Raw genomic sequence first — 24,173 nt, 5'->3', positions numbered from 1 at the left:
GCCCTGCAGGCACTCCCTTATCCAGAGGCGGTCCTTGAGCCTCCTCGGCATGCATCTGCATGGTTTCCCATGGACCGCATTTCCTAAGCGGGAGTGTGACGCTTATCGTTTCATTGCTTGAAAACAGGGCGGAATCCCTTTTGTCTAGAGGCTGGAGCCGTGGTAGTTCATACCATGGCTCTTCTTTATGCGTATGTAATGTATTCGCTGAAATTTGTAAAAAAAGACCCTTTTTTTTAAATACATAAAATTATCGCCACTTTATACTTAATTTAACAATTTACATGTTCATTAAATAGTGATAAAGAAGGTGTTATAGATGGGTCCAATTTTACTGAAGGCTGAAGGGATCACGAAATCGTTTCCAGGTGTTAAAGCATTATCGAACGTCCATTTCAATTTGCAACGGGGAGAAATCCACTCTCTTATGGGGGAGAATGGAGCCGGTAAATCGACATTGATCAAGGTGCTGACAGGCGTACATGAGAAAAACGGAGGCACGTTCTATCTGGAAGGTGAGAAGATAGAACCAGGGTCTCCCGAAGAAGCACAGCATTTAGGCATCAGTACTGTCTATCAGGAGATAAACTTGTGTGAGAATCTCTCTGTTGCAGAAAATATCTTCATAGGAAGGGAGCCGATGAAGAAAGGGAGAATCGACTGGAAGGAAATGAACCGAAGAGCAAAGAAGGTACTCTCGGAACGTTTAAATATTCACATCGATGTAACAAAGATTTTATCTTCCTATTCCACGGCGATCCAACAAATGGTGGCAATCGCAAGGGCTGTCGATATTTCCAGCGGTGTGCTGATCTTGGATGAACCAACTTCAAGTCTGGATAAGAACGAAGTGAAGCAACTGTTTGAGGTGATGCGAAGCTTAAAGAATGAGGGGATGGGCATCATTTTTGTCAGCCACTTTTTAGATCAAATCTTTGAAATTACCGATCGAATCACGGTGTTGAGAAATGGTGAACTCATTGGTGAATATGAGACGAAGACGATCTCCAGGGCAGAGCTTGTATCAAAGATGATTGGCAGGGAATGGGGAGAGGATTCTAAACGAGATAACCAGAAAAAGAGGCATATCAGTCAGGAAGTCTTTGTGGATGCGAGCAGCTTGGGCAGGCAGGGAACGATAAATCCGTTTACCTTAAGCCTGCGGCGAGGTGAAGTCCTAGGGTTGGCGGGATTGTTGGGTTCGGGCAGGACCGAGGTAGCCAAACTGATTTTTGGCATAGAAAAAGCCGATGAAGGAATCATGTCCGTCGATAATGAAACGATCAGGTCGATGAACCCTAAGCTTGCTGTGGATATAGGGCTAAGCTTCTGCCCGGAGGATCGCAAACTGGAGGGAATCGTCAACGATTTAACGATTCGCGAGAATATCATTTTAGGATTGCAAGCTAAGCGAGGTTTATTCAAGTACATTCCGATGAAGGAACAAAGGGATATCGCACAAAAATATATCGAGTTGCTAAGAATCAAAACACCTAGCATGGAACAAAAAATCGATAATTTGAGCGGTGGGAATCAGCAGAAGGTTATCCTTGCGAGATGGTTGGCGACAAATCCTAAATTATTGATCTTGGATGAACCGACACGGGGAATCGATATTGGCTCAAAACGGGAAATCCGCAAGTTGATATTGGATTTGGCAGCGGCCGGAATCACGATTTTGTTTATCTCCTCGGAATTGGAAGAAGTGGTAGCCTGTTGTGACAGAGTCATTGTGCTGCGTGACCGAAACATCATTGGTGAATTACAAGGTGATGAAATGAGCGAATCCAAAATCATGGATATGATTGCAAAGGGGGCTGAGAGTATTGAATCGATACCTGTTTAGGCTGGCCCAAACGAAAATATTTTGGCCGCTCGTAGCCTTATTGGTCCTCCTGCTCCTGAATTTCTTTTTGATTCCTGGGTTTTATTCGGTTGAAATGAAGAATGGGCATTTATTCGGTAGCCTGATCGACATTTTGAACCGTGTCATCCCGTTATTGATCATTTCCATCGGCATGACTTTAGTCATTGCAAAAGGAGGGATCGATATTTCGGTCGGTTCCGTTTTGGCCATTTCAGGAGCCTTGGCCGCCTATATCATGGAAACCTCCTCCGTTTGGGTTGCGCTGATTGCAGCCGTCGGCGTCGGGATCGTATGCGGCATGTGGAACGGCGTCCTTGTTTCCATATTTGAGATACAGCCGATGGTCGCCACGCTCATACTTCTGACGGTTGGCAGGGGAATCGCCCAATTGATAACGGGTGGACAGATTTTAACGATCGATGATGAAATTTACAAATATATCGGCTCTGGATTCTTTATGGGGCTGCCATTTTCGATATTCATCGGCGGTGCCATTTTACTGATCATGTTCTATATGAAGAAAAGAACGGCGATGGGTTTATTCCTAGAATCGATCGGCAATAACATCACGGCAAGTAAATTCGCTGGAATTCAACCAAGGAAAATCATTTTTCTCGTCTATACCATTAGCGGAGTGTGTGCAGCGATCGCTGGAATCATTGTCAGTGCAAATGTAAGCAGCGCTGATGCTAATAACGCAGGATTATGGATGGAGCTCGATGCCATCTTGGCCGTAGTGATCGGCGGTACCTCGATGCGCGGGGGTAGATATTTCCTTGGCGGAACGGTGGTGGGCGCTTTATTCATTCAAACACTTTCGACAACGATCTATTCGGTCGGGATAAATCCCCAAATCGTGATGGTCGTCAAAGCCTTTGTGGTGATCATGGTATGTCTAGTTCAGTCAGAGCAATTCAGAAGCATATTTTTGCAGTTTAATAAAAAGAAGGTGTCCGTCTAATGAAGCATGTGAAGTTCGGAATTAAAGAGAATCATATATTCATAATGGCGACAATGGCATTGATCGTCTTGTTATACGGATATGGCTCGATTGCCTTTGCGGGGTTTTTTAGTACACAGGTATTTCTGAATCTATTTATTGATAATGCATACTTAATCATTGTAGCTACCGGTTTGGCCTTCGTCATCATTACTGGCGGGATCGACCTATCCGTCGGGGCCTTGGTTGCCTTCATCAGCATGGTTTCTGCCTCGTTGCTGGAAGCAGGCGTCAATGGGTATCTGGTGATGGCCCTTTCGTTACTGATTGGAATCGCCTTCGGTGCCTTCCAAGGCTATTTCATTTATCGCTTCGATCTCCATCCCTGGATCGTCACACTAGCGGGGATGTTCCTGGCAAGAGGTGCAAGCTTCCTCATCAGCACGGATAGCATCGTCATCACCAATGATACGTACAGTGCCATTTCGCAAGCGAAGGTCTATTTGATCGGCGATCATTACATTTCAATAGGGGCGGTCGTTGCCATCATGGTTGTGGCTTTTGCGGTTTATATCGCCAAATGGACGAGGTTTGGCCGCAATGTATATGCCATTGGCGGCAATGTCAAATCAGCTGCGTTAATGGGCTTGCCTGTTAAACGAACCACTATCCTGGTCTATGTTTTTTCAGGGTTTTGCTCGGCTTTGGGCGGCGTGGTATTTACCTTATATATGTTATCGGGATATGGTCTCCATTTATTGGGGATGGAAATGGATGCGATTGCAGCCTGTGTCATTGGCGGAATCCTGTTAACCGGGGGGTTTGGCTATTTAATTGGTCCGACACTGGGTGTAATGAGCATGGGGATCATTCAGACGATCATTATGTTTCAAGGTACACTCAGCTCGTGGTGGACAAAAATTGCAGTCGGGTTTTTACTGTTTATATTCATTCTCCTCCAACGGCTCATCGTCATGAAAAGAAGGAAAAGGAAAGTCATTCGTCTCAAGAAAGTACCTAGCCATGTAAAAGTCCAGTCTCCATCACAGTCAGTTTCAAGTGAATACAAGTAGGTGTGCGAATCAGCATCGTTCAGGAAGTCCCAATGCTCTATCATTGGGGCTTCTTTGCATGTCTTTCCAATCGATAGAAATGGCCCGCCTTCGCTGGGTTATTAATCGATGCTGCCAATGGACCTAGCACATGTCATCCACATTGGTGACACCGACCTATCTGTTGGAAAGCGATATGGGACCCCCGATGTGTTCAGGCGGATGGGGAAAAACAATTATCTGAAAAGTGTAAAATGTAACTGCTTTTTACAAATAATTTTTCTTGAAGGCTTGGTAAAGTAGTAAGGGAAAGGAGTAGATATCGATGCATTAGTTGAGTGGTGTTTCGGATTATGATTTTGGAAGCGGTAACATAATGTTTGGGCAATGAACGTACTTAGGGGAGGGAATCATTTCATTATGAAGAAGACATGGATGGGTTGTTTATTCGTTAGTTCTATCGTGATCGGCGGCCTTAGTGGGTCACCTGCTTCAGCAGCCGGGGATGCTGCTGATGGGAACCACGGGCTGAAAGGGGAGTATTATACTTCAACCAAAGCCGGAGTATTCGATTTCAACCGATTGAAAACGACAATAATGGATTACAATATCGACTTCTCGGACCTTAATCCAGCACTACAGCAATTCACGGGGCAAAGTGATGCCGCAGCCGTGAGATGGACTGGGAAAATGATCCCTGAGCATTCGGAGGACTACACGTTTTATATGAAAGGCGACAACGGGTTCAGATTATGGATCGACGGGAAACTCGCCATCGATTTTTGGGAAGATAAATGGGACATTGAACAAAAAAGCAAGGAGATTGCGTTGGAAGCAGGCAAGGAATACGACATAAAAGTTGAATATTTCGAACATGAGGGCGGAGCGAATTTAAAACTATTATGGTCGAGCGACAGTGTGGCAAAACAGATCATTCCTAGCAGTGCCTTTTATTTGCCTGAAGACTATGAAATGGACGGGACGGTTCAATCTGCACAAGTCCTTGAAGATGGCAAACAAGTGGAGCTGACATTTGCAAGCCCATTAGATAAATTGCCTCGAAATCTTAAAGATCATGTCGCTGTCAAATTGAACGGAAGAGATTGGGAAGTTGAGGATGTCGCTTTTAAACAGAATAGCAAGTCTACTGTCGTCATTCACACTAAACAGCCCATTTACGAACGGACAGGCAATCAAGTCCTGATCACGTATGATGGAAAAGGTGCCTTGCGCTCGGATGGGAAGAATGTTCCAACCTTTTTGAACAGGGTGGAAAATCATTCACAATTCAACATTGAAACGAAATGGGCAGATAAGGTCAATAAGGAGAACGTGCTGCCAGAATATCCAAGACCTCAATTGGCCAGGCAAGATTGGATGAATTTGAACGGCGAATGGGAATTCCAAGGTGCCTCTGATGGAGATTCGCTGCCGACAGGGAAAAAATTAAAAGAGAAAATCCTCGTGCCTTTTCCAGTCGAATCAGCTTTATCCGATATCGAGAGAATGGAAGAACATATGTGGTATAAACGTGATTTCACCTTACCGGATAAATGGAAGGGCGATCATATTAAATTGAATTTCGGAGCAGTCGATTGGAAATCCACCTTATATGTGAATGGGGAAAAGGTAGGGACCCATACAGGCGGGTATGATGCTTTCAGCTATGATATTACAAAGTATTTGGTGAAGGGAAAAAATGAACTGATCCTGGAAGTGCATGATCCAACTGGCGGCGGACAGGCGAGAGGTAAACAAACTCGTGTGCCAGAGGGGATTTGGTATACACCAGCATCAGGTATTTGGCAAACGGTATGGATCGAGCCCGTACCAAAGGCTAATATAGCTTCGTTGAAAACGACACCTGATATAGATTCCGAGCAACTGAAATTAAAAGTAAACGCAGACGGTGTGAAAAACGAAACCGTGGAGGCCATCGTCTATAAAAAAGGCAAAAAAGTGAGCACAATAACGGGCAAGGTAGGCAAGGATATTGCCGTGCCTGTTCCCAATGCACGCCTATGGACAACAAAGGATCCGTTTTTATATGACTTGGAAGTGCGCTTAAAAAAGAATGGCAAAACAGTTGATACGGTAAAAAGTTATTTCGGGATGCGGGAAATTACCATTGGCAAGGTAGATGGTAAGCTGCGTCCGTTAATCAATGGGGAATTCATATTCCAGATGGGGCCATTGGATCAAGGATATTGGCCAGATGGAAACTATACAGCCCCAACAGATGAGGCATTGAAATTCGACATTCAAAAGACAAAGGACCTTGGCTTCAATATGATCCGAAAACACATTAAAGTGGAGCCAGCCCGCTGGTATTACTGGGCAGACAAAATGGGCATGATCGTTTGGCAGGATATGCCGAGTCTAGAAGGCTCATCAGCTGGAGGCAGGGCTACTGCAGATGAAAGGAAGCAATATGAAAAAGAATTCAAGGAAATGGTCCAAGAGAAGTACAACCATCCTTCCATTGTGCAATGGACCGTCTTCAACGAAGGTTGGGGACAATATGACACGGTGCGTTTAACGAATTGGGTAAAAGGGCTTGATCCTACTCGTGTCGTAACCAATGCAAGCGGCTGGACCGATTATCCTGTCGGGGATGTCATCGATTGGCACACCTATCCGAACCCAAGGTCACCGAATGTCGAGGAAGATAGAATTGCGGTCATTGGTGAGTATGGCGGTTTAGGATTGGATGCACCAGGCCATGAATGGGGTACGAGTGGCTGGAGCTATGCGAAGCAATCCAATAAGGAAGAAATTACGGATACGTACATCGAGTATATCGAATCATTAAAAGGATATATTCATGGCAACGGGTTAAGCGGGGCCGTTTATACGCAAACAACGGATGTTGAAGGTGAGCTTAACGGGTTGCTCACATATGACCGAAAAGTGACGAAAATGGATGCAAAAAGAGTGGCTGCGGCAAATCAGTCGCTAATAAAATCCGCTTCACCAAAATACGTATTAAAGGAAGAAATAGATAAAACGAAAGCGGTATTGAAGAGCGCAAAAATGGGCAGCACGCCTGGAACCTATCCGAATACGGCAATCTTTTTCCTGAAGAAATCGATAAAAAATGCCGAGGCGGTCTATGACAATAAAAAATCTACATCTGAGGAATTCTTTAAGGCGGCAGATCAGTTGAAAAAGGATATCCAAAGCTTTAAGTACGAGGTGAACTCTCCGATTGCCAAAAAAGCGAAAGTGGACCAATTTGATGGTCAAGTGCTGGATAAAAAGTGGTCGGTGTTCAACGAAAGCCTGCCTAATTGGAGCTTGAAGGAAAACCCAAGTCACCTAACGATCACTGCCCAAGCTGGTGATTCATTTCAGGAAGGCAATACACTTAGTAACCTCTTCCTGCAGAAGGCTCCAGCAGGAGACTTTGAGATAACGACGAAAGTTCATGCAGCAAACAGGAATAACCATGAACAAGCAGGTCTTTATGTGTGGCAGGATCAGGATAATTACGTGAGGCTTGGTCATGTCTGGGATAATGGATTGAAACTGGAAACGGCAAAAGAAGAAGCGATGAAATACAGCAAAGCCCAAAACCCGGCATCACACCCTGGTGATGATACATTATTCCTGAAGATTAAAAGAGTTGGCGATGTCTACTCCACCTATTATTGGGTGAATGGGAAATGGGAGAAAGCGGCAGATCCGATTACTGCCAAGCTGAAGAATGTGAAAATCGGCATCTATGCAGCAAGTCCTGTCAGCGGGAAAAATGTGAAGGCGAATTTTGATTACTTCACTGTTCAGGATATTCAATAAGAGTTAGATAGACACCCCATGTGAAACCGCATGGGGTTGAAGTAAATTAGTCAGCATTTCGAATCACTGGTGAAGGGAGACTCTTCAGAAACCTGGCAAGGTACATGTGTTAGGAAGGAAATGTACCAGTGCAGAACAAGACCGAGATGCGAGGAAAAGCAGTAAACCAGGCAAAATAAGAGCTTCATAGCGAACCCTTTTCGTAAACAACTAGATCATCCGTAAAGGTGGAAGAAGTTGAGTGCAAGCCTCGTTCATTCTATTAGATAGGAAATGTCGAACCTTCGCACCCCTTACCGAACAAGTAGTAGCTGCTGAAAGGGATAGTCACGTCAAGCGTTCCTCCTCTTTCGTTTACACAGCCAAACATGGGCTTTTTTTATGCGGAAAATCATAAAAATTCTATGTTTATTGTAAATACTTACAGAAGGTAACCAATTATGATGGATGTAAATGATTGCACTGCCATTATTAGCGGGCGAAGGAAGGTTTTTTATGAAGAAAAACGTATGGCTATATATTGCTCTCTTACTCGTTGCATGCTTTGCCGGCTTCCAGGCTGTAAATAATTTGACAGCCACCAAGGCCGAGGTAGGCGAGTCTCAAGGTCTAGATGCCAAGGGCTTGGAAAAAATCGTGGATCGGGCCAATTCCGGACAAAAAAGAAAATCAACAAATGTCAAAGCACCCTCATTTACACTGAAAGCATGGGATGGCTCCGAGTATGTGTCAATCGGAGGAAAAGGAAAAAAACCGGTCGTCTTGAATTTTTGGGCGAGCTGGTGTGATGCCTGCTCGGTCGAAGCTGTGGAGCTTAAGAAGCTTCACGAGCAGTATAAGGACCAGATCGATTTCTATGGAATTAATGTGACAACGGAGGATCAGCCCGAAAATATTAAAGCTTTCGTTACGGAAAAAGAACTGAAATACCCTATTTTGCTAGATGAGCATAAACACGCGGCCGATCTTTACGAGCTGCATTCGCTCCCCACCATGTTCTTGATTGATAAAGACGGTTATGTTGTTGATACCTTCCACCTTGTCGATCAGCTTGAGCTGGCAGAGAAGATCGAACGTCTTGCAGGGAAGTGAATGGCCTAATTCTAACAAAGGAGGTGAGCGATATGAGGAAAATCTACATAAGCGGAGGGGGCTAAGCTATGCCGATAAAAGTGAAAGAGTTGAATATTATTACATTCATAGTGAGGTGGATTCGTTGAAAGGAAAATTAACGATCGTTCAGCTTCTGATTCTGACTTTATTCATATCGTGTGCGTTCCCCTTTTCGACGCAAGCGGCCATACCGAAAAAACATGAAATACCCGATTATTTCGCGGATCATTTCGATAAAACGATCATTAATGATAAATGGAATGTAATCGAGGGTCCATGGTTTATCGATTCAGGCAAGCTGACTGTCAGTAAGGGTGCGGGATATAAGGCCATCGCCAATCAGACATCCGTTCAAGATGTTACGGTTGAGACCGATATCAGCCTCGCGGATCACAATGGAGATGCCGGGGTATTATTCCGGGTTAACGGTGCCGTGCCCGGCGTTGATCATGTCAAGGGCTACTATGCGGGCGTATCGGCAAACGGATCCGGTTCCGTGTTTCTCGGTCGTATGGACAATAATTTTACCGAATTGAAACGGACGGCGGTTACAATTGAACCAAAAACCTCCTATCAGGTAAAAGTGATAGCCGTTGGCAGCAAAATCCAAGTCTACTTGAATGGTGACCTGGTGCTTGAACAAACCGACAGCACATACAAAGATGGCCGTATCGGCATTAGGAGTTACAACTCCGAGCCTTTCTTCGATAACGTCAAGGCAAGTGTCCCGGACGGCAGCAGCCTATTCCAGGATCAGTTCGACAATGCTCCCAATCAGGCCATCCATTCTTGGAATATCGTGAATGGAAGCTGGCAGCTATCCTCAGGATCCTTAAGGGTAAATAAGGATGAAAACAATAAGATCGTCGCTAAGGATAAGGTGTTCGATGATATGACTTTGGAGGTTAACCTGAAAATACCTGATGATAAAGAAAAGGGAGATGCCGGTCTGTTATTCGGGTTGAAGAAAGTGTACCCTGGAGATGCCAAAGCAAACGGCTTTTATGCAGCAATTGGAGAGGATGGCAACGTTACGCTTAATGAATGGAAACATAACAAGCGATTGGTACTGCAGTCAACGAAGGTGTTTGATCGCATCGAAGCGAATAAGCCTTATCATCTGAAAGTTGTAACAAGCAAAAATACGATTAAGGTTTACGTGAACGATACAGTCACTCCGGTGATCGAATATAGCGATAAAGGCAGGGCGCTTAACGTTAAAGGCGGAGTCGGATTGCAAGCTGACCAAGCCGAAGTGTCTTTTGATAACTTCATTGCCAGCGCATATGTCGTACAGGAAAGAACCTACAAACAACCGGTCTCCAACAAAAAACCGCTCATTGAGACGCCATTTACCCCGCTGCCCCTAGGTTCGGTGCAGGCCAAAGGCTGGCTGCTCGAGCAGCTTGAGCTTCAGCGTGACGGAGCTACGGGCCATGCAGAGGATTTTTACGGTGAATTGGGAACGAATGCAGCCTGGCTTGGCGGCAGTGCCCCGGAATCCGATTGGGAGCGGCCTGTTTATTATTTGAAAGGCTTGGTTCCACTTGCTTATACCTTGAATGACAAGGAACTGATTGCCACCTCCCAAAAATGGATCAACGCCATTTTAGCGAGTCAGCGGAAGGACGGATCGTTCGGTCCGGAATCCAATGATGATTGGTGGCCGCGCATGGTAGCTCTATATGCGATGAAGGATTATTACGAAGCGTCAGGAGATAAGCGCGTCCTTCCATTCATGACGAACTACTTCAAGTATCAAGCCGCCAATTTGCCGGCACAGCCCCTAAAGGATTGGGGCAAAATCCGGGTTGGAGATAATATCGATACCGTCCTTTGGCTTTATAATCGAACGAATGAGGCATTCCTGCTGAAGCTGACGGATACGCTTGCAGGGCAGGCCTACCCGATTGCAGACATATTCAGCAAAAATGAATTTCAAGACTTTGGCAGCGACTTTCAACCGATCCATTCGGTCAATGTGAATGAAGCCATTAAAATGCCTTCCATTTACTATCAACGATCACATTCCAAAAGCGATCGGAAGGCTTTCAATGCCGGAGTCAAAAATTTAGATAATCATAATCAGATTACCGGCATGACCTCAGGTACGGAAATGCTAGCTGGAACTTCTTCCACGCAGGGAGTGGAGCTTTGTGCAATTACAGAGCGGATGCAAAGTAACGAGGAAGCGGCGATGATCCTTGGCGATCCGCAAATTGGTGATGACCTGGAAAAAATAACGTTCAATTCCCTTCCAGGCGCGATGGATAAGGAAATCAAGAACCATCAATATTATTCACTGCCCAATCAAGTGGAGAGCAACCATGCAGATCATGGATTTAAGCAAAACTATTCCAATGGCATGATGCCTTCGCCGACTTCGGGTTATCCTTGCTGCCGCTTCAATATGCACATGGGATGGCCATACTTCGTGAAGAATATGTGGGCAGCATCTGCAGATGGGGGCATTGGAGTCATTGCGTATGGACCGAGCCAGGTATCTGTAAAACTGAAAAAAGCGGACATTACCATCAAGGAGAGTACCAATTATCCTTTTGAAGATAAAATCAAATTTAACATCAACACCTCAAGAACGGTGAAGTTCCCGCTCAAGCTGCGCATTCCCGCGTGGTCGGTGCAGCCTAGCATAACGGTGAACGGAGAGCCTGTTAAAGGTATAAAAGCGGGTGAGTATGTAAGTATCGATAGAAAGTGGCAGAGTGGTGATAAAGTGGTTCTGCAAGTACCGATGAAATTAAAAACAACAACATGGATCAATAATTCGATCGGAATTGAACGCGGTCCGCTCGTGTATTCCCTGAAAATGAAGGAAAATTGGCAGGTTAAAGACAAGCCGATTGCCCCAGTGCCAGGTTTCGATGCATCTGCTTTAGGCTTTAATGAGTATACGGTGAAAGCTGATAACTCATGGAATTACGGCTTGCTCATTGATCGCGAGGATCCGGAGAAATCCATTGATGTGGTTACAGGGCCGATGCCAAAGAATCCATTCAAACAAGCGACGACCCCGGTTAAGTTGGTGGCGAAAGGGAAAAAAATTCCGACATGGGGCAAATCCCCCAATAATGTGGAAGCCGCAGAGCCGCCTGTAGGACCGATTTTCTCTAAGGAACCGACTGAAAACATTACGCTTGTGCCTTATGGAGCACAGAACCTGCGCATCACCTATTTCCCTGAAGTGACCGAGAAATTGACGGATACGGGTGCAGCAAAATATGAAGCGGAGAAAGCCGAACTTTCTCATGCATCGGTAAGGACGAACGAACCCAATGCCTCGGACGGGAGCTATGTAGGGGGGATGGATTTTGCCGACAGCCAGGTGAACTTCAATTCTGTCAATGTTCCTAAAACAGGTAAATATAACGTCGATATTTGGTTTGCCAATGGACTTGATCCCTCCACGGGAAAAATCATCGTCAACGGTGAAACACACGTATTGAAATACCAAAATACACGTAATTGGGGACGCTTCATGGCAACCAAATTGGAAGTGCCATTGAAAAAAGGCACAAACACGATCACATTCATGAAGGATGAAGGGTTTTATGAATTGGATTATATCGTGGTTAGGCCGCAGCAATGAAGTGGTCGTTCATTCCAACAGTGCACACCAATTAAATCGATTAATGAAAGGACCCAGTGATTCCAACACTGGGTCCTTTGCATAAGCGCCGCCCTTCTTGGCATGTTTTACAAAACTCAAATGAATGAATGAAAAAAAATAAATTTTAAATTGAAGATTGCTGAATAATTTGATAAAATAAAATAAATGAAAAGACTATGTGCAACTGGCGAAACGCGGATAACCGTGAGGGAACACATAGTGTCGTAGCCGTTCGCCTGGGCAGAGGTAAGGGATTATATCCCTTGCCTCTTTCTGTTTATTATCAGACAATAGTGAAGTCTAAAGGAATACAGATTTTCATGAACTTGGATAGCAGTTAGGCTTGAAATCTTGTTATCATCAAAACTATCATAATTGAAAAGAGGAGCAAACGACATGAGTACAATCACTTTAGAAAAAGCGAAAACGATCAAAACGTTAAATAATATTGCACAAAGCGGGTTAAATGTATTCAATAAAGATGGCTTTACGATTGATAATGACAGTGAAAACCCTGATGCCATCGTTGTTCGCAGCTTTAATATGCATGCAATGGAATTGGGTGCCGATTTGAAAGCAATCGCAAGGGCAGGGGCGGGAGTCAATAATATTCCGGTCGACAAATGCACGGACCAAGGGATTGTTGTTTTCAATACTCCTGGTGCGAATGCCAACGCAGTAAAAGAAATGGTATTGACTTCATTGATGGCCTCATCTCGTAATCTCTTTGCCGGTGTTGCCTGGACAAAGACGCTGGATGGTGAAGGAGAACAAATTCCAAAGCTTGTAGAAGCAGGAAAGAAGCAATTTGTCGGTAAAGAAATCAAAGGTAAGACGCTAGGTGTCATCGGCTTAGGAGCGATCGGTGCACTTGTAGCGAATGATGCACTTGATTTGGACATGGATGTCATCGGGTTTGACCCGTTCATATCTGTCGATACAGCCTGGAATCTATCCCGCAATGTACAGCGTGCGATGACGCTTGAACAGTTGTATGCTGAATCGGATTACATAACTGTACACGTTCCATTGACTGATGATACTAGAGGAATGTTCAACCAAGATACATTTAGCATCATGAAGCCGGGCGTTCATATTTTGAACTTCTCACGCGGTGAGCTTGTGAATGAAACCGATATGCAAGCGGCTCTTGAAGGAGGACAAGTCGGTCAGTTCATTACAGACTTCCCGAATGAAAATGTGCTGAACATGAAAAATGTCGTGCCGATCCCCCACCTTGGCGCTTCTACGCAAGAATCGGAGGAAAACTGTGCCATTATGGCCGCTCGTCAGGTGAAGAGCTTTTTAGAAACAGGGAACATTAAAAACTCCGTGAATTTTCCTAATACATCCCTTCCTTATACAGGTAAGCGACGTGTGGCCGTATTCCACGAGAATGTTCCTAATATGGTCGGGCAAATCACACTGGCTGTTTCAAGCTTGCATTTGAATATAGCTGATATGGTTAACAGAAGCCGAGGAGGCTATGCGTATACGATGATTGACCTTGACGGTGAAGTGAGTGGCGACCTCATTCCTGGTTTGGAGGAAAAAATCAAGCAAATCACGGGTATCGTTACGACTCGCATCCTTTAAACATACTTGAATGGCAGGAAGAGCTGATTGAAGTCTCCCTGCTTAGGTGAAAAAAGTCAGTGAGGGTCTCAATTCCTTTTTTAGGAGTTGAGGCTTTTTTATATGTCGCTAAGGGTGGTGCCGCAGGAAAGAATAATAGGAGACTCATATTTTACCTGGAATTGCCGTGTTGGAAAGGATGGAAAGGGAGGGATATGACATAAGCGTGGCGAAAGTATTCTATAGACATGTGCTGCACAAGAAGCGAGCACCCGGACAATAAGGCTTAACCTTAAGGGAATGATGTTGAAGGCTGGGCGCGTTAAGAAAAGCTGCACTCTTCAAAAAGAAACGGATATCGTTTTAAAAAAATCATGAAGGGGTGTCAAGTATGCACAAAAAAGGTTGTTCAAAATCGGTGTGCCAGTGTTTCATAGTACCTAACTATATTTTAGAGAATATGGCCCTGAATGATGTGGAAGCGGCACGGGTCAGTTTAGCGAAAAGCCGGCAAATGCGCAGGCGCAGAATCTTTAAGGAATATGATATCAAAGGTGTCACCGCTTTAACCGATGCTGGTTCGGGCAGGCATGGTGAGTCGGCACGGCATGTATATGATTGCAAGGGCGGAACGAAGCTGAGGGTGAATGAGGCAAGGAAAGAAGGGGACCGGTCAAGCGGTGACCATGTGGTTAACCAAGCATACGATTATAGTGGAGTCGTCCGTGATTATTTCAAGGAGGTCCTGCACCGCAATTCCATGGATAACGAGGGCCTTGATCTCATTCTGAACGTTCATTATGGGAATAAATTCACGAATGCCTACTGGGATGGCGATGAAATGGTATTTGGTGATGGCGATGGAATCATCTTTAGCAATTTTGCCGATTCACTCGATGTCATTGGTCACGAGCTTACACATGGAGTAACGCAGTTCACGAGCGGATTGGAGTATGAAGGTCAGTCAGGGGCCTTGAATGAACATCTTTCAGATGTGTTCGGTGTTACCATAAAGCAATATCATTTGAAGCAAACGGCGGCAGATGCCGATTGGCTGATTGGTGCCGATATAATGGGACCCACACTGAAGGGACAGGCGCTCCGTTCGATGAAAGCACCAGGTACGGCATTCGATAATAAGTTGATGGGGAAGGATTTGCAGCCGGATCATATGAGGAACTTTTATAAAGGCGAGCGCGATAATCATGGTGTCCACATCAACAGCGGGATTCCAAACAAGGCCTTCTATCTTGTCTCGATGGAGATTGGAACGGACAAAGCAGCCTTGATCTGGTTCGATGCGATGCAGAATTTATTTGCGACAGCGAATTTCAATCAATTCGTCCAAGTTGTCATCAAGGCTGCCCAAAAGCTTGCTGATGGCGGAACAGTGCCTCATACAGCGATAAAAACGATTGAAGACGCGTTTAAAGCTGTTGGGCTGCCTGAGTAGGTAAATAGAAACGAACGGGAGGCAAAAACGGACATGCTCATCCAATTTAGCTGTGGCGGGGGAATGGCCAACCTCGATTTGAATGTGGTAATAGATACAGAAGAATTACCGCAGGGGAAACATGAGGAATTGCAGCATTTAATGGAAAAGGCCGATCTTTCCAACCTATCCTTAAGTAAAATCGCTGGGGCAAAAGCTCAAGGAGCGGATGCGTTTTCATACAAGCTGGATATCGCGGGGGAAACGAAGAAACAATCCTTCTCCTTTACAGATGTGACAGCTCCAGAGAAGGTACGGCCATTATTGGATTATTTACGTAATCTGGCGATTGAAGTGAAGCTAGCGGAAGAATAACGAAAGGCTGCCGGGATTCCACGGCAGCCTTCTTCTTCTATTTTACTGGCTCCTTATTTACTAGATTCATCCGCCGGTTCAACTGTATACATATTCAATATAGGGTTAGGGTTATTCCAGGCACTTTCAAACACGAAAATGATCTTATAATTCTCGTTATCCGTATAAGTGACATAGTACATCCCCTCTTGCTCCTTTGCACGATCAGGCTCTCCAAGCAAATTCTTTACCTCCACTAAATGAATCGTTTGCAGCTGCGGACTAAAATCATCAATGGCCGTGATCGTTTTTCTGCTGGTTGACCCGTCATAGAGGAAACGAACATGATGGCTCCAATAATTGGCTGCAACTGTACTTAGATCTTCCGGTTTGCCCCATGATTTTTCCGCTTTTTTCAACGAATCACCAACAGAAAAAGGTCTGCTGTTAATTGACTGCTGAGATTCAGAGGCTACCCTCATGATTTTGCCAATCAAACGATCAGGCGCGGACCTCGCCATTTCTGAAGCTGCATGGACACTTCCACCGCTAAACATGACAGCCATAAGGATTAACATGGTGATGCAACGGACATAACCACTCATGTGTTTCAAGCTTGAACACCCTTTCTGCAATTGAAATTGACGAATTACTTAAATAGCATACGCCATTTTCCTGAAAAAAGAACACTCGGACAGCACCTGCACATGTTGCTGGCATGATGGGATGGAAATCCTTCAGGAAACAGCATGTACAAGCTGAAATGATTCCTTTTATGAAAGGAAGGATGATTACAAAGGCACAGTCCGACTCAAATTCCATTACAGATCAAACTTTATTTTTTGGTGTGGTGATTTCTTTACAAAATTGTCATCTTTTTTTACTTTTTGGCATGGTATTCGCGATTAATTCACAAAATGGACACAAACTATCCACTAAATTAAGGCGGGAATGATTTAGTTAGAAAAAGAAATGAAAAATTATATCTTTTAAGTGAAAATTTGTAAAGAGTAAACCAGTCCAATAGATAATTGAGTTACAAAAAGGAATGAATTTTAGAAGTGCAAAAATGAGAGCAGTTTTACAAAAAATGCTTAAAATAGGATAATGGTCGCAGAGAGGTGATAATCATGACATATCAGGAAATGAAAGTGTCGATTTCAGGAAACAGTTTTACCCAATTCGGGAAAAGAATATTAATCTCACAAATTCAATTCTCGACATTGGAGGCCATTTTCGAGGTCGATGAGTCGGTTCAAAGGAAGCTCGATCATAAACGAAGGGCGGAAATCAGGGAGTTCATCATAGAATCCGTTTCAGAAGGGGATTTCTACTTTTCGCCGTTCATCTTCTCGAGCAGGGGAGCGATCAAAGAAGTGCCCGAGGGCGGGGAACTGCCGCCAGGAAGTAAAATCTATATACTGGATGGCCAGCACAGAACGTATGCCCTCATTTCGGCCATCAGTCATTTAAGGGCACGCAAGGAAACGGAGGAAGAAATCGGTCACTTCTCCGAGGCCAAAAAGCTTCAAAGCCAAATTGATAAGCTAAAGACCTACCCCGTCACGATTCAAATTTATTTAAACCTCGAAACGAAAGAAGAAAGACAGCTATTCAATGATATCAATACAAAGCGAAAAGAGCCGCATGTCGGATTGGTGATGAAATATGACCAGCGCGATGAATATGCTGAACTGACAAGAATCATCGCCGGAAAATTGGAAAGCAAGATGGAGATAGAGACCACGCTGTCCAGAATAACAGTGAGCAGTTCCGCCTTGACCTCGCTGACGATCATGAGGCGCTGTCTCATCGCTTTATTCGAAGGGAAGATGACCGTCAACACCAGTAAAGCCAAGCTTGAAGAGCTCTCAAAGGATGAAATCCTTACGGTTGCCCATGCATTTTTCGAAGCATGGCTGGAAATCTTTCCGAAGAAGATGACAGACCGGAAGACATTCACTTCAGGCTATTCCGGCATTCAGATAGCCCTTGCCCAAACAACCCAGCAGCTCCACAAACATCATGAAATCCCCTATGAAGAAGCAATCGATCACCTGCTGCGGCTGAAGACGTCCTGCACTTGGAAGCATGGTGACGAGCTGTTTTCACACATCTACGACCCCGTAAAAAAAAGAGTCAAAAACCATTCCACCACGAATGCCATCCAGAAAACGGCTCTCCAGTTCAAACGGAAAATCGAAGGAGGATGGATCCATGATACTAAGTGAATTGGACCGGAAGCGAAGGACGATTGTCTCCTATTCTGTCATGGAACTGGTCGACATGTATCGTAATGGTCAAATTGCCACAAGGGAAACGAACCAGCCGCGCATCCGATCGATCAAGAATTATCTTTTGGAAAATGCATTAACGAAACAAATCTACCTGCCTCCGCTCGTTGCCAATTGCAGGGAAGGAACCCTCGCCATAAAAGAAGCCAATCAGCTCTCGATCATCGATGGAACTCAACGAATAGCGGCCTTCGCCCAATTGGAGGACAGTATCCTTAAAGCATTAAAGAAGGATGAAGAGAAAGTTAAACAAGCATACAAACTCGATTCAATCTTGAAGGACACCTCAATGGCCGTCCAGGTATTCGAAGGGCTTACAGAGGCGGAGGAATCACAGTTATATTTGGATCTTAATCTAAAAGGCAAGAAAGTGGCCCTATCGAAACGAATTTCATTCGACTCGCGAAACAACCTCAATGTCATCACCAATCAGGTGCTTCATACCCACCAAGCATTAAAAACAGCCGGTGTCGAATTCGAAAAACGTTCCATCAACCGTCCGGCAAACAAGAACCTGCTTTCCCTATCGCAGCTAAGGCAGGTCATCGGCATCTTCATGACAGGCAGGGTATACGTAAACATTGAAGAGAAGGTATCTTCCTGCCCGCTTGCAAACAGCGAATACATTACCCTCGTTCATCTATATTTTAATGAACTATTCGAATTGTTCCCGCCTGAACGAATGGGGGATCACGCGCAATGCATGCTCGCCAGCTATCCGCTTTTCGTTGCGGTTACCTTATATGCGAATGATAAGATGGAAAACCAGACTATCGAACAAAGAAAACGGTTGATTTCCACAAGGATGTCAAAACTGAAAGCGGTGGACTGGAGACCGGCGAATCCGATTTGGATGGAATTTAGCGGAACATATAAAGGCAGACCGTCCGTATTTCAGCTAAGCAACGATAAACACAATATCAGAGCGATGGTCCGTTGGCTGTATACCCTTTAAGGGAGGTGAGGAAAATGTGAAGGAGCCAAAAAACCCCTAGGTGAGAAAGTCATGGGAGACAGTCACCTAAGGGCATCGAGCAGGCGTATACCTGACTCTATGTCTTAGTATACTCCTAAAAAATCATTATGGAAATGGGGAGTGAACGGAATGATGATACGAAAAAAATATGTAATGAATAAGGATACGGTAGCGATGATGGAGCACTATGATTCGAATGGTGCGGAGCAGGCGATGGTGGTGGAAGGGGAAAACACGTTCCTTGTTGCACAGCCGCGCCTTGACATCCTCAATCATACGCTCAATCACTTTGGACTGGATCTTGATGGCGGCCTTGCAGGAGCCAAATCGGTGCTGGGCGGAAAGTACAGATTGCCAGTCTGCATCAACGCCCAGCTTGGCATGGTCTGGTTTTCCTCCCGTTCATTCCGATTAGGCGGGGGCGTCTGGTTTTCCTACATTCACGTCCATGACCTCGAGGAAATGAACGAAAAAGAAACCCTGGTCCATACAGACTATGGACATTGCCTTCCTGTATCCTTAAGCAAAAATCAACTCACCTTCAAAAGGGACCAAGCATCCTATCTGCATACCACCTTCCACGAACGCTCTTTAGGCAAAAAAACCTTTTATTACGAGCCTGGAAGCGGAGTCACCTTTTGCAAGGAACCTGGGGAGCTGCATTACAGGGTGAAGCGGAAGGAATAATGAAATCCGAGACGAAGACCGCCGAATCGGCGGTCTTTTGCTTGCAATAATTCATTGGTCTTCCCTGTCTGCCAGTTTCGTTTTAATGAACTCAATCCACGTTCGGGTAGCGAAGGAGATGTAGTTGCTCTTTTTCCAGGCAATTCCCACTTGCCAGTTTATAGCGGGGGTTAGGGGAATCGTAATCATCTCCTTATTACTAATATCCATCTCTTCCAAGTCACCTTTGGGGAGGACCGTTATGCCTTGATTGAAGGAAACCATTTCCATGATGAACTTCCACTGCGAGGTTTCACAAATGATATTCGGTTCAAAGCCATTCAGACTGCAAGCCTGCATGATCAACTCATGAACCTGGTAGCCTTCGCGAAAGATGATGAAGCTTTCATCCTTTAAATTTTCCCAGGAGACCGTTTCTTCTTTCGCAAGCCGATGGCTTTGATGAACAACAAGGCGTAAATCGCCTTTCATGAACGGAATGCTCTCAAAATCATCCTCGATGGGCAAAGGCATCACCACTAAATCAAGTTCACCTTGAAGTAAGGTATCCTTTAGATAAAGGGCGCCATCCTCGACGAAACGGACCGTGATGAAGGGGTATTCTTTGTGGAATTGGGCCATCAGTTCAGAGAAAATCTCCGTGCCGAGTGTTGAAAAAATGCCCATTTTTATATTTCCCTTTTTACTATTCTTGATATCATCCAATTCATCATAGAAATGCTCGATGGATTGGGAAATGCGTTGGCCATATTGATAAAGTAATTTTCCTGTATCGGTCAGTTCGATTTTTCTGGTGGTTCGGGTTAATAGCTTAGCATCCAATTCCTTTTCTAAATCCTTGATGGATTTACTAATATTTGGCTGCGATAAAAATAAATGTTCAGCCGCTTTGGAAAAGCTGCCACGATTCACGACTTCGGTAAAATACTGTATTTGTTTGAAATCCATCTAAACACGCCCTTATTTATTACTAATACTTATATAACATATCATTATTATATATTTCACTTATATGTATGGAAATATTATATTTGAATAGTAGTGAGCTTAAACGATTTTGAATCCAGTGGTTCGGGATTGGAAACAGTAAATTGATCATGTCTAAGGGGATATGAAAGGGTATGATTTTGAGCTGAACGCACCTACCATGAGGAAATGAACTCTTGGGCTATACTATCACTGGCAACCGAATGAACAGGTTCATTGGTGTTTTTTTCATGAATGTTCTGTTGTGGCTTGCTGCTATTTCTTACAAAAAAGGGGAAAACAAAGTATGGGTACAATCGGTATTTTAATTGCGATTGCTTTAATCGTCCTTATGGCAATGAAGGGCTTTAGCATCGTTTTTATTGCCCCGCTTGCCTCCATTATCGTCATCGTGACGAATGGCATGAATTTCTTTCCTTCTCTAATCGGAACTGAAACGTCATTCATGACAGGGCTGACAGGGTTTTTAATCAATTATTTTGGCGTATTTTTATTAGGTGCGATTTTAGCGCAATATATAGAGAAAAGCGGTGCGGCACAAGCAATCGCACAAAAGGTTTTATCCATCACTGGTACGGAAAAGCCCTTTTCCGTTTTAATTGCGATTTATGCGATCAGTGCGATTTTAACCTTTGGCGGCATCAGTTTATTTGTCGTCTTATTCGTGGTCATCCCTTTGGCGAAGCCATTATTCAAGCAACTGAATATCGGCTGGAATTTAGTCGTGATTCCCGTATTTCTGGGGATTGGAACATTCACGATGACGATGCTTCCCGGGACACCCTCGATTCAAAACGTCGTCCCAACGACATACCTCGGCACGACTTTAACAGCAGCGCCGTTAATGGGAATCGTTGCAACCTTGATTTCCATTGTCATCGGGGTCATTTATTTGAGGTATACATTGAAAAAAAGCTTGGCAAACGGTGAAACCTTTGAACCCAATGCAGAAAAGGATGAAGAAAAGATTATCTTAAAAGAAAAGATACCTTCTTTCATCATTAGTATTTTACCCATACTGGTACTGATCATCATCATCTTTACAGGCAGTGCCTTGAAGGTTGCCAATATCGTATTGATTGGCTTGGCGGCAGCGATAGTAGTAGCCGCTGCATTATTCCATAAATACATTCCCTCACACAAAACGGCACTTAGCTTAGGTGCGAATGGCTCGATCACGCCGATTTTCTTTACGGCCGCGGCCGTTGCCTTTGGTGTCGTGATCACCATGGCACCAGGCTTCAAGGTGATTTCCGATTTCATATTAGGGATTCCGGGGAACCCATTGATTAGCTTATCGGTCGCCTCAGCGGCACTCGGCGCGATAACAGGCTCTTCATCAGGCGGCTTGGGGATTGCGATGGAAGCATTTGCGCAGTCCTATCTGGCGCTGGGAGTGAATGCGGAAGCGATGCATCGCATTTCGGCGATTGCCTCATCCGTATTTACAGCCCTCCCGCATGCAGGAGCTATCCTATCGATGTTCGCATTAACAGGCCTGAATCATAAAAACGCTTATAAATACTCATTCTATAGCACTACATTACCAAACTTCTTTGCGCTGATTGCCGCATTGATACTTGGGATCATTTTTTATTAAGGCAAAAGGATATTTCATTGAAGGAGGTGATGAAGGATGGAGAAATCAATGCGTGAACAAGTGATCGGTACATGGGCATTGGTATCATACGAAACGCAAGATGCAGCTGGAAACACGATTTATCCTTTGGGTAAGGATGCTAAAGGATTCATTATGTATAACCCAGATGGATATATGTCTGCGCAACTGATGGCATCTGGTCGCCCTGCTTACAAATCAGGGGATCTGCACACAGGGACACCGGAAGAAATGGCAGAAGCAGCACATGGGTACCTGGCTTATTCAGGTCCGTTTGAAGTGGATGAAGAAAAACAGGAGTTAACACATCATATGGATGTCAGCATGAATCCAACCTGGCTCGATCAAGCGCAGCCGCGGCTGGCGAAGATTGAAGGTGATCATGTGGTCATTTACAATGCTCTTCACCCAGAAGATAAGCTTATATGGAAAAAAGTGGCGAAACACTGAGGATTAAACGAATATACGACAAAGGGAGATCGAAATCATGACTAACGAACGCACAGTAATCGTAACAGGGGCAGCACAAGGGATTGGGTACGCTATTGCAGAATCATTCATTAATAATGGCGATTTTGTAGCTATTTTCGATTTAAACGAAGCAGCAGCGATCAGTGCAGCTGAAAAACTAGGCAATGCAAAGGGCTATAAAGTAAACGTGGCTGACGAACCAAACGTTCAAGCGGCTGTTCAACAAGTCATCGCTGAACGCGGCACAGTAGATGTACTAGTCAATAATGCGGGACTTCAATTCATTTCTCCAGTGGAGGACTTCCCTGTTGAAAAATGGGATCTTGTAAATGATGTCATTCTAAAAGGAACGTTCTTATTGACCAAGCATGCGCTCCCAGCCATGCAAAAACAGAAAAAAGGACGCATCATCAATATCTCCTCAGCTCACGGCAGAATTCCTGATGCATACAAATCCGCTTATTGCGCCGCCAAGTTCGGCCAAGTTGGTTTTACGAAAGTAACGGCACTGGAAAATGCTTTGAAAGGCATCACCTGCAACACGATCATGCCTGGTCCCGTGCGCACGGAGCTAATTGAAAAACAACTGCCAATACTTGCAGAACAAGATGGAACGACCGTAGAAGAAGCACTGAACCATCATATCCTAGGCAAACAATGGATCAAACGCTTACTCGAACCATCTGAAATCGGCGCAACAGCCGTATTCCTAGCCTCAGATGGCGCTGCTGCCATCACAGGTGAAGAAATCGGTGTTGCAGGCGGAATTTAATGATCGATAAAAAAGGGGATGATTTCATTTGAAATCATCCCCTTTTGTTATACCTGCATCGTCACCACTGAGTGCCGCTTATCGTTTCGTTTGTGACAACATCCCACGTTTGTATAAATCTAAATGATCCCGCCTTCATGGCTAATCGGCCGCTGTCTATTGAATGTAATTTCAAAACTTCATTAATTTGGGAATATAGTTGTTGTAAAAAAGGATATGATCCATTATGATTAGTAAAAAGTTAATTTTTAGGAAGGGGATTACATATTTTGAAGCGTTCAATTACTATTTTACTATCTTTAGGCCTGGTTTTGGGGGTGTCTTTTGGAGCTCATGATGTTGCCGGTGCCAAAACAAAGGTGAAGACCTACAAAAACTGTACGGAATTGAATAAGGACTACAAAGGAGGAGTAGCTCGTACATCTTCCGTTAAAAATAAAGGTGGAAAAACGAAATATAAGCCCCATGTTTCAAAGGAGCTATACGATGCCAATAAAAAAAGTGATCGTGATAAAGACTGGATCGCTTGCGAAAAATAAGAATCAGTTAGCGGAGACCTTTTAAAAGAAAGGTCTCTTTTTATGTTGCTTGTAATAAAAACGTCTGCAT

Annotated in this window: 18 protein-coding genes and 1 riboswitch; of the genes, 16 read left to right on the top strand and 2 right to left on the bottom strand. The window is 44.4% G+C overall.

Translation table 11 applies throughout. The features are described from left to right. The first annotated feature begins 319 nt into the window (after positions 1 to 319). The 9 genes from AS888_RS03460 to AS888_RS03420 all read left to right on the top strand — a co-directional run bounded on the left by AS888_RS03460 (position 320) and on the right by AS888_RS03420 (position 15,780). Positions 320 to 1,846, top strand: a complete 1,527-nt coding sequence (locus AS888_RS03460; protein WP_061140796.1) for a sugar ABC transporter ATP-binding protein — start codon at positions 320 to 322, stop codon at positions 1,844 to 1,846. Next, positions 1,827 to 2,828, top strand: coding sequence for an ABC transporter permease (locus tag AS888_RS03455; protein ID WP_260320100.1), 1,002 nt, complete (start codon positions 1,827 to 1,829; stop codon positions 2,826 to 2,828). The genes AS888_RS03460 and AS888_RS03455 overlap by 20 nt, the downstream gene beginning before the upstream one ends. Further along, a complete protein-coding gene (yjfF, locus tag AS888_RS03450) occupies positions 2,828 to 3,880 on the top strand; it encodes a galactofuranose ABC transporter, permease protein YjfF (protein ID WP_081092287.1) in 1,053 nt (350 codons plus the stop codon). The genes AS888_RS03455 and yjfF overlap by 1 nt, the downstream gene beginning before the upstream one ends. 399 nt (positions 3,881 to 4,279) lie before the next feature. Further along, the gene (locus AS888_RS03445) at positions 4,280 to 7,657 is read left to right on the top strand and encodes a beta-xylosidase family glycoside hydrolase (RefSeq protein WP_061140795.1); all 3,378 of its coding nucleotides are present in this window, start codon (positions 4,280 to 4,282) and stop codon (positions 7,655 to 7,657) included. Between the two features lie 495 nt (positions 7,658 to 8,152). Continuing rightward, positions 8,153 to 8,749, top strand: a complete 597-nt coding sequence (locus AS888_RS03440; RefSeq protein WP_061140794.1) for a TlpA family protein disulfide reductase — start codon at positions 8,153 to 8,155, stop codon at positions 8,747 to 8,749. A gap of 124 nt (positions 8,750 to 8,873) precedes the next feature. Further along, positions 8,874 to 12,377 carry a 3-keto-alpha-glucoside-1,2-lyase-like domain-containing protein gene (locus AS888_RS03435; RefSeq protein ID WP_185113017.1) on the top strand — a complete coding sequence of 1,168 codons (3,504 nt, stop codon included), beginning with the start codon at positions 8,874 to 8,876 and terminating at the stop codon, positions 12,375 to 12,377. Between the two features lie 191 nt (positions 12,378 to 12,568). Further along, positions 12,569 to 12,647, top strand: a riboswitch (ZMP/ZTP riboswitch). 147 nt (positions 12,648 to 12,794) lie between these two features. Further along, complete coding sequence (locus AS888_RS03430) at positions 12,795 to 13,994, top strand: phosphoglycerate dehydrogenase (protein WP_061140792.1); 1,200 nt, start codon at positions 12,795 to 12,797, stop codon at positions 13,992 to 13,994. 370 nt (positions 13,995 to 14,364) lie between these two features. Further along, positions 14,365 to 15,426 carry a M4 family metallopeptidase gene (locus AS888_RS03425; RefSeq protein WP_061140791.1) on the top strand — a complete coding sequence of 354 codons (1,062 nt, stop codon included), beginning with the start codon at positions 14,365 to 14,367 and terminating at the stop codon, positions 15,424 to 15,426. A 33-nt stretch (positions 15,427 to 15,459) separates the two neighbouring features. Beyond that, a complete protein-coding gene (locus AS888_RS03420) occupies positions 15,460 to 15,780 on the top strand; it encodes a protealysin inhibitor emfourin (RefSeq protein WP_061140790.1) in 321 nt (106 codons plus the stop codon). A 53-nt stretch (positions 15,781 to 15,833) separates the two neighbouring features. On the opposite strand, the gene AS888_RS03415 is transcribed toward AS888_RS03420, so the two are convergent. Then, the gene (locus tag AS888_RS03415; RefSeq protein ID WP_260320117.1) at positions 15,834 to 16,364 is read right to left on the bottom strand and encodes a YjgB family protein; all 531 of its coding nucleotides are present in this window, start codon (positions 16,362 to 16,364) and stop codon (positions 15,834 to 15,836) included. Positions 16,365 to 16,889: 525 nt separating this feature from the next. On the opposite strand from AS888_RS03415, the gene AS888_RS03405 reads away from it, so the two are divergent. From AS888_RS03405 to AS888_RS03395, 3 genes are all read left to right on the top strand, one after another. Beyond that, the gene (locus AS888_RS03405; protein ID WP_061140787.1) at positions 16,890 to 17,990 is read left to right on the top strand and encodes a DNA sulfur modification protein DndB; all 1,101 of its coding nucleotides are present in this window, start codon (positions 16,890 to 16,892) and stop codon (positions 17,988 to 17,990) included. Then, positions 17,977 to 19,008, top strand: coding sequence for a DNA sulfur modification protein DndB (locus tag AS888_RS03400; protein ID WP_061140786.1), 1,032 nt, complete (start codon positions 17,977 to 17,979; stop codon positions 19,006 to 19,008). Before AS888_RS03405 ends, AS888_RS03400 begins: the two co-directional genes overlap by 14 nt. A 174-nt stretch (positions 19,009 to 19,182) precedes the next feature. Continuing rightward, positions 19,183 to 19,716, top strand: a complete 534-nt coding sequence (locus AS888_RS03395; RefSeq protein WP_221408557.1) for a competence protein ComK — start codon at positions 19,183 to 19,185, stop codon at positions 19,714 to 19,716. 51 nt (positions 19,717 to 19,767) lie between these two features. Here the strand turns inward: AS888_RS03395 and AS888_RS03390 are convergent, their stop codons facing one another. Beyond that, positions 19,768 to 20,664, bottom strand: coding sequence for a LysR family transcriptional regulator (locus tag AS888_RS03390; protein WP_061140784.1), 897 nt, complete (start codon positions 20,662 to 20,664; stop codon positions 19,768 to 19,770). Positions 20,665 to 20,989: 325 nt separating this feature from the next. Between AS888_RS03390 and AS888_RS03385 the strand changes: the two genes are divergently transcribed. From AS888_RS03385 to AS888_RS03370, 4 genes are all read left to right on the top strand, one after another. Further along, positions 20,990 to 22,303 carry a GntP family permease gene (locus AS888_RS03385; RefSeq protein WP_061140783.1) on the top strand — a complete coding sequence of 438 codons (1,314 nt, stop codon included), beginning with the start codon at positions 20,990 to 20,992 and terminating at the stop codon, positions 22,301 to 22,303. A 36-nt stretch (positions 22,304 to 22,339) separates the two neighbouring features. Beyond that, positions 22,340 to 22,771, top strand: coding sequence for a lipocalin-like domain-containing protein (locus AS888_RS03380; protein ID WP_061140782.1), 432 nt, complete (start codon positions 22,340 to 22,342; stop codon positions 22,769 to 22,771). A 37-nt stretch (positions 22,772 to 22,808) separates the two neighbouring features. Next, entirely contained in the window at positions 22,809 to 23,564 is a 756-nt protein-coding gene (locus tag AS888_RS03375; protein WP_185113016.1) for a 3-hydroxybutyrate dehydrogenase, read from the top strand. A gap of 269 nt (positions 23,565 to 23,833) precedes the next feature. Next, positions 23,834 to 24,103: an excalibur calcium-binding domain-containing protein gene (locus tag AS888_RS03370; RefSeq protein ID WP_061140780.1), complete on the top strand. Its 270-nt coding sequence runs from the start codon at positions 23,834 to 23,836 to the stop codon at positions 24,101 to 24,103. Positions 24,104 to 24,173: the final 70 nt, after the last annotated feature.

Source organism: Peribacillus simplex (assembly GCF_001542915.1).
In the GTDB taxonomy this organism is placed as follows: domain Bacteria; phylum Bacillota; class Bacilli; order Bacillales; family DSM-1321; genus Peribacillus; species Peribacillus simplex_B.
Note: the sequence above shows the minus strand (reverse complement) of the source record. Positions and strands in the feature narration are given on the sequence as shown.